11 protein-coding genes are annotated in these 14,047 nt (G+C 73.0%); 4 read left to right on the forward strand and 7 right to left on the reverse strand.

Annotated features, from left to right (window positions below):
- Positions 1–29: 29 nt before the first annotated feature.
- The 6 genes from ACWDVB_RS26765 to ACWDVB_RS26790 form a co-directional block, all read right to left on the reverse strand.
- Complete coding sequence (locus ACWDVB_RS26765) at positions 30–1,034, reverse strand: proline racemase family protein (protein WP_451517239.1); 1,005 nt, start codon at positions 1,032–1,034, stop codon at positions 30–32.
- A gap of 54 nt (positions 1,035–1,088) precedes the next feature.
- Positions 1,089–1,952 (reverse strand): dihydrodipicolinate synthase family protein, encoded by an 864-nt coding sequence (locus ACWDVB_RS26770; protein WP_451517278.1) that lies wholly within the window; start codon positions 1,950–1,952, stop codon positions 1,089–1,091.
- A gap of 116 nt (positions 1,953–2,068) precedes the next feature.
- Positions 2,069–3,892 carry an FAD-dependent oxidoreductase gene (locus ACWDVB_RS26775; protein WP_451517238.1) on the reverse strand — a complete coding sequence of 608 codons (1,824 nt, stop codon included), beginning with the start codon at positions 3,890–3,892 and terminating at the stop codon, positions 2,069–2,071.
- Positions 3,873–4,223 carry a (2Fe-2S)-binding protein gene (locus tag ACWDVB_RS26780; protein ID WP_451517237.1) on the reverse strand — a complete coding sequence of 117 codons (351 nt, stop codon included), beginning with the start codon at positions 4,221–4,223 and terminating at the stop codon, positions 3,873–3,875. The genes ACWDVB_RS26775 and ACWDVB_RS26780 overlap by 20 nt, the downstream gene beginning before the upstream one ends.
- A gap of 60 nt (positions 4,224–4,283) precedes the next feature.
- Positions 4,284–5,558, reverse strand: coding sequence for an NAD(P)/FAD-dependent oxidoreductase (locus tag ACWDVB_RS26785; protein WP_451517277.1), 1,275 nt, complete (start codon positions 5,556–5,558; stop codon positions 4,284–4,286).
- 121 nt (positions 5,559–5,679) lie between these two features.
- The gene (locus tag ACWDVB_RS26790) at positions 5,680–6,426 is read right to left on the reverse strand and encodes an AraC family transcriptional regulator (protein ID WP_451517236.1); all 747 of its coding nucleotides are present in this window, start codon (positions 6,424–6,426) and stop codon (positions 5,680–5,682) included.
- Between the two features lie 54 nt (positions 6,427–6,480).
- Between ACWDVB_RS26790 and ACWDVB_RS26795 the strand changes: the two genes are divergently transcribed.
- Together ACWDVB_RS26795 and ACWDVB_RS26800 are read left to right on the forward strand one after the other, a co-directional pair.
- Positions 6,481–7,719 carry an MFS transporter gene (locus tag ACWDVB_RS26795; RefSeq protein WP_451517235.1) on the forward strand — a complete coding sequence of 413 codons (1,239 nt, stop codon included), beginning with the start codon at positions 6,481–6,483 and terminating at the stop codon, positions 7,717–7,719.
- Between the two features lie 134 nt (positions 7,720–7,853).
- On the forward strand, positions 7,854–10,211 hold the full coding sequence (locus ACWDVB_RS26800; protein ID WP_451517234.1) for a collagenase: 2,358 nt from the start codon (positions 7,854–7,856) through the stop codon (positions 10,209–10,211).
- Between the two features lie 31 nt (positions 10,212–10,242).
- Here the strand turns inward: ACWDVB_RS26800 and ACWDVB_RS26805 are convergent, their stop codons facing one another.
- Positions 10,243–11,754: a glycoside hydrolase family 3 protein gene (locus tag ACWDVB_RS26805; RefSeq protein WP_451517233.1), complete on the reverse strand. Its 1,512-nt coding sequence runs from the start codon at positions 11,752–11,754 to the stop codon at positions 10,243–10,245.
- 284 nt (positions 11,755–12,038) lie between these two features.
- Here ACWDVB_RS26805 and ACWDVB_RS26810 point away from each other — a divergent pair, with 284 nt between their 5' ends.
- Positions 12,039–13,040, forward strand: a complete 1,002-nt coding sequence (locus ACWDVB_RS26810; RefSeq protein ID WP_451517232.1) for a zinc-dependent alcohol dehydrogenase — start codon at positions 12,039–12,041, stop codon at positions 13,038–13,040.
- 34 nt (positions 13,041–13,074) lie between these two features.
- Positions 13,075–14,028 carry a Gfo/Idh/MocA family protein gene (locus ACWDVB_RS26815; RefSeq protein ID WP_451517231.1) on the forward strand — a complete coding sequence of 318 codons (954 nt, stop codon included), beginning with the start codon at positions 13,075–13,077 and terminating at the stop codon, positions 14,026–14,028.
- Positions 14,029–14,047 lie beyond the last annotated feature (19 nt).

Raw genomic sequence — 14,047 nt, forward strand, 5'->3', positions numbered from 1 at the left:
GTTGGGGGGAGCGGGAGCGGAGGCGGGGGTCAGAGGGTGAAGCCTGCCGGGAAAGGGTCGTCGGGGTCCAGGAAGTACTGGGCCGTGCCGGTGATCCAGGCCCGCCCGGTGATCCGGGGGACGACCGCTGGAAGGCCCGCCACCTCCGTGCGGGCGATGAGGCGGCCGGTGAACTCCGTGCCGATGAAGGATTCGTTGACGAAGTCGCGGTTCAGGGGGAGTTCGCCGCGGGCGTGCAGTTGTGCCATCCGTGCGGACGTGCCCGTCCCGCACGGGGAGCGGTCGAACCAGCCGGGGTGGATCGCCATCGCGTGCCGGGAGCGGTGCGCGTCCGAGTCCGGCGCGGCCAGGTAGACGTGCTTGACCCCGGAGATCTCCGGTTGCTCGGGGTGCGTGGGGCGGGCCGGTGATGCGTTGATCGCGTCCATGATGGCGAGGCCCGCCGCGAGGAGGTCGTTCTTGTGCGCGCGGTCGAACGGTAGTCCCAGAGCGTCTAGTTGGACGAGCGCGTAGAAGTTCCCGCCGAAGGCCAGGTCGTACGTGACCGTGCCGTGGCCCGGCACCTCGGCCTCGCGGTCCAGGGCGACGCAGAAGGCGGGGACGTTGGTGAGTGTGACCGATGTCGCCGCGCCGTCGGTCACGTGTACGTCGACGGAGACCAGGCCCGCCGGGGTGTCCAGGCGGACCGTCGTGACCGGCTCGGTGACCTGCACCATGCCCGTCTCGACCAGGACGGTGGCCACGCCGATGGTGCCGTGGCCGCACATCGGCAGCAGCCCGGACACCTCGATGTAGAGGACTCCGTAGTCGGCGTCGGGGTGGGTCGGGGGCTGGAGTATCGCGCCGCTCATCGCGGAGTGGCCGCGCGGTTCGTACATCAGGAGGGTGCGGAGATGGTCGAGGTGCTCGATGAAGTGAAGTCTGCGTTCGGCCATGGTGGCGCCGGGGATCACCCCCACGCCGCCGGTGATCACGCGCGTGGGCATGCCCTCGGTGTGCGAATCCACCGCGTGGAACACGTGACGGGTGCGCATGGGGCTCCTCTCGTCGGGACGGGGTAGCGGGTGGGGCGGGGCAAGGGGGGTGAGTTAGTGGTGGCCGGCTGCCAGCGCCCTTTCCGTGGCCGCCCGCACCAGTGCTTCCGTGGCGCCGGACAGTGCGGTGCGCGGCGGACGGGCCGGACCGCCGCGGCGGCCCACGAGGTCCATCGACAGCTTGATGGACTGCACGAACTCGGTCTTCGAGTCCTGGCGCAGGAGCGGGTGCAGCGACTTGTAGAGGGGGAGCGCCGTGTCCAGGTCCCGGGCACAGGCGGCGTGGTAGAGCTCCGCGCAGGCGGCGGGGAAGGCGTTCGGATATCCGGCGATCCAGCCGACCGCACCCGCGAGGGCCAGCTCCACCAGGACGTCGTCCGCGCCGATCAGCAGGTCGAGGTGCGGGGCGAGTTCGGCGATCTCGTACGCCCTGCGCACATCGCCACTGAACTCCTTCACCGCCATGATGGTGCCGTCCGCGTGGAGTTGGGCGAGCAGGCCGGGCGTCAGGTCGACCCTCGTGTCCAGGGGATTGTTGTACGCGATCACTGGGATGCCCGCTTTGGCGACCTCGGCGTAGTGGGCGCGCACGGACCGCTCGTCGGCGCGGTAGGTGTTCGGCGGCAGGAGGAGCACGGAGCCGCAGCCCGCCTGCGCCGCCTGCTCGGCCCAGCGGCGGGACTCGGCGCTGCCGTAGGCGGAGACGCCGGGCATCACGCGGGCCGCGTCGCCCGCCGCGTCGACGGCGGTGCGTACGACGCGGGCGCGTTCGTCGTCGGTGAGCGTCTGGTACTCGCCCAGGGAGCCGTTGGGCACCACGCCGTCGCAGCCGTTCGCGATGAGGTGGCGGACGTGCTCGGCGTAGGAGTCGTAGTCGACGGAGAGGTCTTCGCGCAGGGGGAGCGCGGTGGCGACCATGATGCCGCGCCAGGGGCGGTCCGGCGTCCAGGTGCAGGTTGGGGTGGGCGTGGTGGCGGTGGCGGCGGCGGGCGCGGTGGCGGTGGAGGAGGGGGCAGTGGAGGAGGTGGGGGTGGTCATGATGGGTGCCCTTCTGCGGGGTCTTCTGTGGGGGCTGCCTGGGGTGGGGCTTCGGCGGGTGCCGTGGCTTCGGTGGCTTCAGTTGGTGTGGTGGCTTCGTGGGTTTCGGGGACTTCGGTGGGTGCGGCGAATGCTCTGGGCGCTCCGGATGCGCCGCGTGTACTGAAAGTTGCCGGAGCGCTGGGGTCGGCGGGAGCAGCCGGAGCAGCGGGGGAGGTAGGAGCGTCGTGTGTGCCGGGAGCTCCTGGAGCGGTGACTTCGGCGGGGGCGGCAGGAGCGCCGCGTGTGCTGGGAGTCCCCGGAGCGCTGGGGCCGGTGGGAGTGGCGGGGCCGGCAACAACGGCGGGGGCGGTGGTCGGCAGCTGGGCGAGTGTGCCTAGAGGGACTGGCGTGGCCAGTGGGCGACGGTCCGGGGGTGCGGGGGCGGTGGTGGACGGCGCGGTGAGGCAGGTCACGGCCGTTCCGCACATGCGGCCCTGGCACCAGCCCATGCCCGCCCGGGTGAGGAGCTTGACGGTACGAGCGTCATGGGCGCCGTAGTCGGCCACGGCCTCGCGGACGCGGCCTGCCGTCACCTCCTCGCAGCGGCACAGGTCCGTGTCGTCGGAGAGCCACCGCGTCCAGCCGAGACCTGGCGCGTGCGTGGCGGCCATGGCCTCGGCGAAGGCGCGCATACGGTCGCGGCGGCGGCGCAGGGCGCGCAGCCGTGGGGTCGGTGAGGGCTGCCTGCCGGTCAGCCTGCCGGTCAGCCTGCCGGTCAGCCTGGCGGCGACCGCCAGTGCCGCCAACTCGCCTTCCTTCAGCGACAGCTGCGCGCCGCCGACGCCCGATGTCTCGCCTGCCGCCCACATGCCTGGGAGCGAGGTCTCCTGGAGGGGGCTCAGGTCGAGGGCGTGCGTGCCGTCCGCGGTGCGGCGGGTGGCGCAGCCGAGTGCGGTCGCCAGGTCGATCTGCGGGATCAGGCCGTGGCCCACCGCCAGCGCGTCGCAGGCGATGCGGCGGGCCGTGCCCGGTACCGGCCGCCAGTCGCGGTCCAGGCGGGTGACCGTCACCGCCTCCACCCGCTCCGTGCCGTGTGCCTCGGTCACCGCGCTGCGGGTGCGCAGGCGTACCCGGTGACGCAGCAGAGCCCGGCCGTGGAGCGCGGCCTCCGCGAGCTTGTGCGGGTTGGTGGCGAGGGCGCTCGGGTGGCGGGCGTAACCGAGGTAGCCCGACGCCTCGATCACCTCCGGGACCCGGGCCCCCGCCGTGGCGAGCGAGGCGGCTACGGCGAGGAGGAGTGGGCCACTCCCTGCCACGACGATGCGCCTGCCGGGCAGGGCGAGGCCCGACTTGAGCACGGCCTGGGCGCCGCCCGCGCCCACGACGCCGGGCAGGGTCCAGCCCGGGAACGGGAGGTGACGTTCGTACGAGCCGGTCGCGAGGAGGAGGGCACGGGCGTGGATGGTCACGGGTTGCTGTGGCACGGGCGGGTCCGTAGGGTCCGCGCCGTCCTCGCCGGTCAGGGCGTGGATGACCCACTCCCCGGCTGCCTCGCGCGTCACCGTCCAGACGTGGTGGCCGAAGAGCTGGGTGACGTCGGTCGCCGCCAGACGGTCGCGCAGGCCGACGAAGGTGGGCCAGTCGTGGTGCAGGGCTTCGGGGCGGGTGGCGCCCGTGGCCGGCGCGGGGTGGCGGTAGAACTGGCCTCCAGGCTGTCCCGCAGCATCCAATAGGACCACTGAGAGGCCGAGTTCGCCCGCCGTGACCGCACCGGCCAGTCCTGCCGGGCCCGCTCCGAGTACCGCGAGGTCGTACGTCTCAGACGCCGAGCCCGGCATGGCCGTCTCCTTCCTGCGTGGTCACCGCGTCGCCGGGCCGGGCGGTGACCAGGCAGGCGCGCCGGTTGGGGCGGCCGTTGACCGTCGCGAGGCAGTCGTAGCACTGGCCGATCCCGCAGAACGCCCCGCGCGGCCGTCCGCCGACCCGGGTGCTGCGCCAGGCGAGAACCCCGGCGGACCAGAGCGCGGCGGCGATGGACTGGCCGGGCAGAGCGGTCAGTTCACGTCCGTCGAGGGTGATCGTGAAGCCGGTGTCGGGTGCGGCGCCTACGAGGGCTGCGGGCGTCCGGGGCGTCCGGGGTGTCTGGGGTGTCCGGTCATCATGCGTCATGGAACCGGCTCCTAGGTGAGTGACGGGCCTTCTTGGGTAGGGGCGTTGCGGCACGCGACCTCACACCGTGGGCGCCTCTCGTGTGAAGCGTTCCGGAGCGAACGGGCCCGGCGGTAACGGAGGTTCACGTCCCGTCAGCATCGTGGCGATGAGCAGGCCCGTCGCCGGGGCCAGTCCGATGCCCGCGCCTTCGTGGCCGCACGCGTGCAGCAGGCCGGGGACGCGCGGGTCGGGGCCGATCGCCGGGAGGTGGTCGGGGAGGTAGGGGCGGAAGCCCGCGTAGGCGCGGATCACCCGTACGTCGGCGAGGGCGGGGAAGAGGTGGGTGGCCTGGGCCGCGAGGCGTCGCAGGACCTCCACGGACAGGGTGCGGTCGAAGCCCACGCGCTCCCGGCTCGCCCCGATGAGCACCGGGCCCGCCGGGGTGCCCTCCACCACGGCGGAGGTCTGCAAGGCGGCGGAGCCGCTCGCGACGTCGGCGACGTAGTCGGCGGAGTACACCTTGTGCCGCACGACGCGCGGCAGGGGTTCGGTGACGAGGACGAAGCCGCGCCGGGGGAGCACCGGCAGCTCCACGCCCGCGAGGCGGGCGAGTCGGCCGCCCCAGGTACCGGCGGCGTTGACCACGTACGGCGCGCGCACCTCACCCATGGGCGTCCGCACGCCACTCACCTCGCCCCTCGCGCCGGTGAGTACCGCGGTGACTTCCTCGCCGAGCCGCAGCGTCAGGCGTCCGGGGCGTCCGGGGCGTCCGGGGCGTCCGGGGCATCCGGGGCGCCCGCCATGGGCGCCGGAGCCAGCCCCAGCGCCGGCACCCTCCCCAGCCCCAGCCCCAGCCCCAGCCCTAGCCCCAGCCCCGGCACCGCCGGTCCCCGCCGCAGCCCGCAGCAAATGCGCTGCCGCCAACGCCGGTTGCACCTGCGCGTCCTGCGGATAGTAGAAGCCGCCCGCGAGGCCGGGGGCCAAGTGGGGTTCGTGGTCGGTGAGGCGGTCGGCCGGGACTTCGATCGCCTCGACGCCCGCGCGCCCCTGCCCCGCCGCGAAGCCACGCAGGGCGGTCATTCCGGACTCCGTGGAGGCGACGACCAGGCCGCCTTTCCTCTCGTACTCGATGCGCGAGGGAAGCTCGGCGGCCAGGTCAGCCCACAACCCAGCGGACAGGAGGGCGAGTTCGAGCTCCGGCCCTGGTTCCTTGTCGGAGACGAGGAGGTTGCCCTCACCCGCTCCTGTGGTGCCGCCCGCGACGGGGCCGCGGTCGATGACGGTGACGTGGAGGCCGGAGAGGGAGGCGTAATAGGCGCAGGCCGCGCCGACCACTCCCGCTCCCACGACGATGAGATCCGAGAATTCCGGTCGCCCGGAAGGGTGTCCCGTGAGCACGGCAGTAATATTTCACATGGTACTTGTGCTGCCAAGGGGCCGCGGGACGCCGGGAGTTGTTCACGGAGAGGGAAGGTCAGTCGCGGCGGTTGTGCGTGCCGGGGGTGTAGCCGAAGGCGCGGCGGAACACGTCGATGAAGGCGCTGGTGGACGACCATCCGCAGCGGTGCGCGACCGTGGTGACCGGCGTGCCGTCGGCCAGCATGCGCAGGGCGTGGTAGAGGCGGAGCTGAGTGCGCCACTGGGGGAAGGTCATGCCGAGTTCGCGGCGGAAGAGGCGGCTGAGGGTGCGCTCGCCCGCCCCGGCCACGGCGGCGAGCTCGGCCAGGCCGCGAGGGTCCGCCGGGTCGCCGTGCAGCAGGGCGCAGACCGCGGTGAGGCGGGGGTCCGAGGGGGTGGGCAACTGGACGGGCTGCTGCGGTGACGCGCGCAGTTGGTCGAGGAGCACCGCGCGCAGGCGCCGCCGCTCAGGTGTCTCCTCGTGCGGCGCCCGCGTGCAGGCGAGGATCAGTTCGCGCAGCAGCGGGCTTACGGCGAGGACGGTCGGGGCGTCGAGTCCGAGCGGGTTCGTGCAGGCGGGCAGGCCGAGCAGGTGCAGGGCCAAGTGGCCGTGGGCGCGGTGGGCGTGGACGCAACCGGCGGGGACCCAGATGGCGCGGGTGCCGGGGGCGAACCACGTGCCGGCTTCGGTGGTGACGGCCACGACGCCGGAACCGGCGTAGATGATCTGGTGGTCGTCGTGGCGGTGTGCGTCGATGCGCTCGCCGGGAGCCAGGGCCTGGGTGCGGGTGGGCGCCTCGGGCGTGTGGCGGATGTCCGGCATAGGTTGGCACTTTATCGGAAGCGCGCCAACGGGGGGCGTGGCGACGATGGGGCGGTGTCAAAACCCGCCCCCCGCTACCGTCATCGCCCCCTCACTCTCCTGACCCTCGGCCACGCCTGCGTCGACGTCTATCAGGGAGCCGTCGCCGCGCTCGTCCCCTTCTTCGTCTCCGAGCGTGCCTATACCTACGCCGCCGCGTCCGGCATCGTGCTCGCCGCGTCCCTGCTCTCCTCCGTGGTGCAGCCGCTGTTCGGGGTGCTCACCGACAAGTGGGCGATGCCGTGGCTGCTGCCGGTGAGCACGTTGGTGGGCGGGGCGGGGGTCGCCCTCGCCGGGGTCAGCGGCAACTACGTACTGACTCTTCTCGTCGTCGCCGTGTCCGGCATCGGCGTCGCCGCGTACCATCCGGAGGCCGCGCGCGTGGCACGGCGGGCGAGCCGCGGCAGCCACACCGCCATGAGCTGGTTCTCCCTCGGCGGCAACCTCGGCTTCGCGACCGCACCCCTCCTGATCGCCGCCATCGTCGCCACGGGCGGTCTGCGGGCCTCCCCGCTCCTCGTGGTTCCCGCCCTCGCCGGGGCGGCGCTGTGCGTGGCCGCGCTGCGGGGCATCAGAGCCTCCGAGGCCGCCGAAGCCGCGTCCGGGAGCGTGGCGCCGAGCCCCGTCGCCGGCGAGGACGACTGGCCCTCCTTCCTGAAACTGTCCGGCGCTGTCGTCTGCCGCTCGATCGTCTTCACCGGACTGAGCACGTTCATCGCGTTGTACGTGCGTCAGCGCACCGGCGGCGGAGAAGCCGCGGGGACCATCGCCCTGTTCGTGCTCTACCTCGGCGGCGCCGTCGGCACGTTGGCGGGCGGGAGGCTCGCCGCCCGCCATGGGCGCCTCCCGGTGGTGCGGTGGTCGTACGCCCTGACGGTCCTCGCGGTGGCGGGCGTCGTCCTCGCTCCCGCGCCGACGCTCCTCGCCTTCGTCGCTCTCACCTCGGCCGGCCTGTACGTGCCGTTCTCCCTGCACATCACCCTCGGCCAGGACTATCTGCCCCGTCGCATGGGCACCGCGAGCGGGGTCACGCTGGGCCTGACGGTGAGCGTCGGCGGCCTCGTGAGCCCTCTCATCGGCGCCCTCGCCGACGCCGCCTCCCTGCGGACCGCCCTCGCGCCGCTGATCGCGCTGCCCGCCCTCGGCTGGCTCCTTCTGCGCACCTTGCGTGAGCCGGGTGCGCCGGGTGAGCCAGGGGCGGGAGCCGTGCCCGCCCCTGAGGCCGGGGAAGCCGCAGAGGTTCCTCGCTCCTGAGGGGTTGTCAGTGCAATTTCACATTACTACGTTACGCATCACATGGCGCAGCGGACGGCCATGCAAGTGCCGCCCCAGGTACGCCAGTTGCTGATCGACGCGTCAATCCCCCACCTCCCCCAGAGGAGTCAGCGGTGTCCCCATTACGTCCACGAACCCTGCGCAGATCCGTGCTCGCCGGCGCGGTAGCGGCGACCCTCTGCCTCACGGCCGCCCCGCTCGTCCAAGCAGCCGAACCCGCCTCCGCCCCCATCGCGGAGCGCCGCACCGCCGCGACGAAGGCGCCCGCCGAGCCCAACCCCTTCGACCTGGTCGACCGCAGGGCGAACGCCCCCAAGCCGAGCGCCTACCCGGTCCCGGCGCCCGGTGGACTCAAGGGAGGCGGCACCCCGGGCGCCCGCACCCCCAAGCCGAACGCCCCGACGGAGACCAATCCCAAGGCCAATCCCAAGGCCAATCCGAAGGCCGCCCCCTGCACCCTCGACGGCATATCCGGCCTGGCCCCCGAGCGGTTCGCCGACTTCCTCGCCGACCCGGCCGTCACCGCCGACGGCTGTCTGCGCACGCTCATCTGGACCTGGGACCGACGGCTCGCCCCTGTCATGTCGGACGCCCACGTCCAGGCGGTCTCCGGCCGGATCACCCGGCTCGCCGCCGCCCACGACGGCAAGAACGGCAGCAACCTCCTGGAGATGCTCACGTATCTCCACGCCGTCGCCTACCAGGACTTCTCGCACGACGAGATCGACGTCACCGACGGCCCGACGGTCGACGCCATGCGCCGCGCCGTCGCCGCCTTCGGCACGGCCCCTCGTACCTTCGACGTGACCCGGACCAACGCCGAGTCCCTGCGCGAAGCCCTCTACGCGGCCGGCGCCCCCGGCCTGCGCCAGCACCAAACCCTCCTCGTCAAGCGTGTGCTGAGCACCATGGACGCCGCGCACCCCGACACGGCGAAGGACGCCTCCTGGGCCGGGTCAGCGCTCGCCGCGCTCTCCCTGAACTATCTCGGCGTGTACCCCGGCAACCAGGACGCCGCCTTCCACGCGGCGGTCAAGGCCGACGCCTCCTACCGCGCCGCCTTCAGGGCCTTCGCCGGCCACACCCACCTCAAGGGCACGGACAATGCCTGGGTGGTGCGCGACGCGCTCGGCGAGTACGGCAGGTTCGGCCAGATCGACGGGCTACGAAGCGAGATCGTCGCCGGTCTCGGCGGCCTCGTCGGCGTCACGGTCCGCAACTTCGGTGAAGGCAGCGCCCCTTGGGCCAGGGTAGCCACCTGGCTGAACGAGTTCGACGCCTGTGCGCCGTACGAGGTCTGCAAGGCGGACATCGAGCGCCGCCTCTTCCCGGGCACCTTCACGTACGACAAGGGCGGGATGAAGGTCCGCACCGCCCTCGACCGGAAGACGGTCGACCAGCTCTACTACGCGAGCAAGCAGGTCAAGGCGCAGTTCCACCGCGTCCTCGGCACGCGGGAGCCGCTCGCCGGGGATCCCAACACCGGGCTGACGACGGTCCTTTACGCCTCACGCGCCGACTACGAGAACTACCACCCGCTGCTCACCGGGATGGACACGAACAACGGCGGCGTCTACATCGAGCGCGGCGCGACCTTCTACACGTACCAGCGGCGCGTCCCGCAGGATTCGACGCTGACGCTGGAGGAGCTCTTCCGCCACGAGTACACGCACTACCTCAACGGCCGCTGGGCGGTGCCCGGCTTCTTCGGCGAGGGCCCGTGGTACGAGGGCGACCGGACCACGGCGATGGACGAGGGCACCGCCGAGTTCTTCGACGGCGCCACCCGCGACGACGGCATCAAGGTCCGCAAGTCGCTGGTCCAGGGCGTCATCGACGACACGGCGAACGGCGGCCCCCGGATGAGCGTCGATGAGATCCTGCACGCCACGTACGACGGGGACGGCTTCCGCTTCTACGACTACGCGGGCACGCTCTTCGAGTTCCTGTGGACCGAACGCCCGGCGCTGATCAAGGAGATGTACGGCCGTCTGCGCGCCGACGACCCGGCGGGATTCGACGCCTGGCGCGACCGGCTCGGCAAGGACGGCGGCCTGCAGAGCGCGTACGACGCCTTCCTCGACAAGCAGATCGCGCACGTCGACGACCTGTTCGTCCCCGACACGACGTACGTCCCGGTCGGCCAGTTGCGCGACACCTCGGCCACCCAGGTCCGGGACTCCTTCAAGGCGACGACGGGCATCACCCCCCAATGCCGCTCGAACGGCGCCCCGGAGCGCCCGCGCTACGTCTGCGAGGGCCGCGTCACCGCCAACCTGAGGGCGGCCGGAGACCCCGACGCCGTCTTCAAGGACATGTCGGAGACGGTGGACTACTACCTGCTCGACCGGTCCGAGGCGGGCCACAACAACCTGGCCGACATGAACTGCTCGTTCGGCGAGGTGGACATCTGGCCCAACGGCCGCGCGGGCAGCGCGGACTTCGACTGCGAGGGCCCGCTGAGGGGCTGAGCCACGCTACAAGGATCAGGTGGTACAAGGGTCAGGTGGTGGCCCCCACCAGCAGCTCCGCCGCCGCGATGCCCGACACGCGGGTCGCGCCGTGCGTGATCAGATGGGCGGCGCCGAGCGTGTCGCCCGCGGGGACGCCCATCTCGACGACCAGGGCGTCGGGGCGGCTGCGCAGGAGGCGGGTCAGCGTGTCCCTCATCCAGCGGTGGCGGGCCGCGTCGCGGACCACGACCACCAGGGCGCGGCCCGCCGCCGGGGCCAGGACCTCGCGGTCCAGGAGGTCACCGGAGTAGGGCTGTTCGGGCTCCGTGAGGCGGACCGAGGTCGTGCCGGGGCGCAGGTCGCGCAGGGGGTCGGCGACGCCCCAGGGTGTGTGGCCGTCGACGGCGAGGTTCATCGTGGGGGAGAGCTCCACGACGTGCGGCGCCCCGGCGAGGGGCAGCGCCGCGCCGGAACCGTGCCGCACACGGACCGCGCGGCGCGCCGCGACCAGGCCGATGTCGGAGTCCCGCGCGGCCCGCGCCACGGCCCGGGACCGCTCGCCGGACCAGGCCGCGAAGTCACGTACGCGGGTGCTCGCCTCCGTCAGGCGCTCCTCGGGGAGCGTGCCGTCGAGCACGGCCTTCACCAGGGCCGTCCGGAGCAGGTCGACCGTGGCCTCCCCGGCGCTCTCGCCGCCCACGCACACCGCGTCCACACCGCCCGCGACCGCACGGACGGTGGCGCCGTCGATGCCGTAGCGGTCGGTGACGGCGCCCATCTCGATGCCGTCGGTGACCAGCAGCCCGTCGAAGCCCAGTTCCCCGCGGAGCAGGCCCACCAGGATGAGGTGGCTGAGCGTCGCGGGCAGAACGGGGTCGTACGCGGGGGCCAGCAGATGGGCGGTCATCACGGCGCGGGCGCCCGCCTCCATCGCCGCGATGAACGGCGGCAGCGCGGTGAGCGCGATCTCCTCCGCGGAGCCCCGCACCTGCGGCAGGCCGTAGTGCGAGTCGACGACCGTGTCGCCGTGGCCGGGGAAGTGCTTGGCGCAGGCGGCGACGCCGGCCCCTTGGAGGCCGCGGATCCACGCGGCCGTGTGGCGGGAGACGAGGTCGGTGCGGGCGCCGAAGGAACGTACGCCGATCACCGGGTTGAGCGGGTTGGAGTTCACGTCGGCGCTGGGCGCGAAGTTCAGCGAGATGCCCGCGGCGTGCAGGTCGCGGCCGATGTCGTGGGCCACGCGTTCGGTGAGGTCGATGTCGTCGACCGCGCCGAGGGCGAGGTTGCCGGGGCGGGACGAGCCGGTCCACGCCTCCAGGCGGGTCACGTCGCCCGCCTCCTCGTCGATGGCGACGATCAGGTCCGGGTTCTCCGCGCGCAGGGAGGCGGTGAGCCGCGCGACTTGTTCGGGGGTCTCGATGTTCCGCGCGAACAGCACGACGGAGCCCAGGCCCTCGGAGATCCTTCGGCGCACCCAGTCGGGGGCCGTGGTGCCCTCGAAGCCGGGCTGCAGCACGGAGTTGGCCAGGTGCTCCAGAGTCGGGTCACTGCTCGGTGCCATGGCGCGACCTCCGAAGTTGCGGGTACGTGGCTCGTGATGCGTGTGGCGTGGGACGTGGCTCGTGGGACGGAGCGTGGTGAACGAGACTCCTGCTGATTGGTCCAGGCCAATCGGATAGTGGATATTGGCTCGTATCGATCGGGACTGTCAAGGAGTCGGAACCGGCCGAGACGGGCGAATCCCACATGCTTTACGCGGAGTTGGGGAATCCTGGTGACTTCCGCTGATCGCTTGATCGCTTGATCGCTGGGCCGCTGGATCGCAACCGGTGAGGGAAGAGGGCCATGCGCAGGTACGAGCTCGTCGGCAGGCGCGACATCAGGCTGGTCACCGATGTGGCGGTGCCGGAACCGGGACCGCTGGAAGTCCTCGTCCGGGTGCGTGCCTGTACGGTCTGCAACCGCAGCGACCTCGCCTACTTCCACTACCACGGACTGCGCGAGCACTGCTCCCAGGGCTGTTTCGGTCACGAGATCGCCGGGGTCGTCGAGGCGACCGGCGCCGGCGTGAGCCGGGTCGTCCCCGGGCAGCGGGTCTTCGTGCGGACACCGCTCACCACCGGGTACGCCGACTTCGCGCTGGCCCGCGAGATCGCGGTCGGCGTGCTGCCCGACGCCGTGCCCTTCGAGCAGGGCGCGATCCTGCAACTGCTGCCGCTGGCCGTGCACGCCACCCGCGGCGTCCGGCTCGGCGACCGCGTCGCGATCGTCGGCCAGGGACCCGTCGGGCAGATGGCGCTGCGCGTGGCGGTGGCGCGCGGCGCCGCCGAGGTCGTCGCCGTCGACCTCGACGACTGGCGCCTTGAGCGGTCGTCCGCCGCGGGCGCCGACGCGGTACGCCGCGTGGACGGTGGCCGGGAGCAACTGGCGTCCACCGGCGCCGACTTCGACGTGGCCGTGGACGCCGTCGGCACCCCCACCACCCTCAACGCCTGCGTCGGACTCGTACGCCAGAACGGCCTCGTCGTCCTCCTCGGCACCCACCACGTCGACACCCACGTCACCGTCGACCTGGTCACCTGGGAGCGCAAGGGCCTGCGGGTGCACAGCTCCGCCGAGCCCCTGGACACCGCACGCGCCGAGGCCCTGGCCACCGCCGAACGCCTCGCCCACCGCCGCACCGACGCCCTGCGCCTGCCCGACCTCCACACGCACACCTACCCCCTCGACGAGCTCCCGAAGGCCATGGAGCAGCTCTCCGCGAGCCGCGCCCTGTACCCGGACACCGAGCACGCCCCCTACGACGGGCCGCCGCACGAGACGCTGAAGGTGGCGATCGTCCCCTGAGCCCGTCCGTGCGCCCGAGCCGGGCGGGCGCCGCGTGAGATGGGGCATCGCCGGATACGGCGACATCGTGACGCGCCGCGCGCTGCCCGCCCTGCGCGCGCTCGGCGAGGAACCGGTCGCGCTCTGGGGCCGCGACCCGGCCCGCGCGGCCCGCGTCGCCCGGCAGTACGCCGTCGCCCGGTCCGGCGTCGACCCGGGAGTGCTGCTCGCGGGGGTCGACGCCGTGTACGTCGCCACCCCCGTAGCGGGCCATGTGCCGCTCGCGCGGGCCGTCCTGGACGCCGGAATCCCGGCCCTCGTCGAGAAGCCGCTCGCCGGGGGCCTCGGCACGGGCGGCACACTGGACACCGCCGGGCGGTGCGCGGGCGTCGCGTACTACCGCAGGCTCGCGCCAGCCGTACGACAGCTGCGCACGCGGCTCGCCGGGTGGACGCCCGAGCGGGTGGAGGTGCGGTTCCGGTGCGCCTTCGAGCCGGGCCCCGACGATCCGATGCGCTGGCGCACCGACCCCGCCGTGTCGGGCGGCGGAGTGCTCGCCGACGCAGGCAGCCACCGGATCGATCTGCTGCTCCACCTCTTCGGACGCCCGTACGAGATGACGGCCCGGCTCGGGAGCCGCTTCCCCGAAGGGGCGGAACGGCGGGCCGAACTCACCCTGCGCTGGCGCTCCGGGCTCCTGGCGCACTGCCTCATGGAGTGGGGCGAAGGCCCGCCGGTGGACCGCATCGAGCTGACCGGAGGCGGCCGCGCCGTGACGCTCGACCCGCTCGACGCGGGAAGGATCGCCGGGCCGACCGGGGCGCCGTCGCTTCTCCTGCCCCCGGCGGCCAACCCGCACCAGCCCCTGTTCGCCGACTTCGCGGTGGCCGTCAGGAGCGGCGGGACGCCGGTGTGCCCGGTGGCCGAGGCCCGCCTCGTCGACGACGTGATCGTGGCCGCGGAACGCTCGGACGCGGCGGGCGGCAAGCCGGTCCCGCTCCAGGACTGAACCCCGAGGCACACGGGAC

This window comes from Streptomyces sp. NPDC003379 (assembly GCF_053589195.1).

Bases quoted from the DNA above. Each gene is read 5' to 3' on its own strand.
- ACWDVB_RS26770 (WP_451517278.1), bottom strand. From the start codon at position 1,952: ATGGTCGCCACCGCGCTCCCCCTGCGCGAAGACCTCTCCGTCGACTAC.
- ACWDVB_RS26780 (WP_451517237.1), bottom strand. From the start codon at position 4,223: ATGACGCATGATGACCGGACACCCCAGACACCCCGGACGCCCCGGACG.
- ACWDVB_RS26765 (WP_451517239.1), bottom strand. From the start codon at position 1,034: ATGCGCACCCGTCACGTGTTCCACGCGGTGGATTCGCACACCGAGGGC.
- ACWDVB_RS26805 (WP_451517233.1), bottom strand. From the start codon at position 11,754: ATGGCACCGAGCAGTGACCCGACTCTGGAGCACCTGGCCAACTCCGTG.
- ACWDVB_RS26790 (WP_451517236.1), bottom strand. From the start codon at position 6,426: ATGCCGGACATCCGCCACACGCCCGAGGCGCCCACCCGCACCCAGGCC.
- ACWDVB_RS26810 (WP_451517232.1), top strand. From the start codon at position 12,039: ATGCGCAGGTACGAGCTCGTCGGCAGGCGCGACATCAGGCTGGTCACC.
- ACWDVB_RS26775 (WP_451517238.1), bottom strand. From the start codon at position 3,892: ATGCCGGGCTCGGCGTCTGAGACGTACGACCTCGCGGTACTCGGAGCG.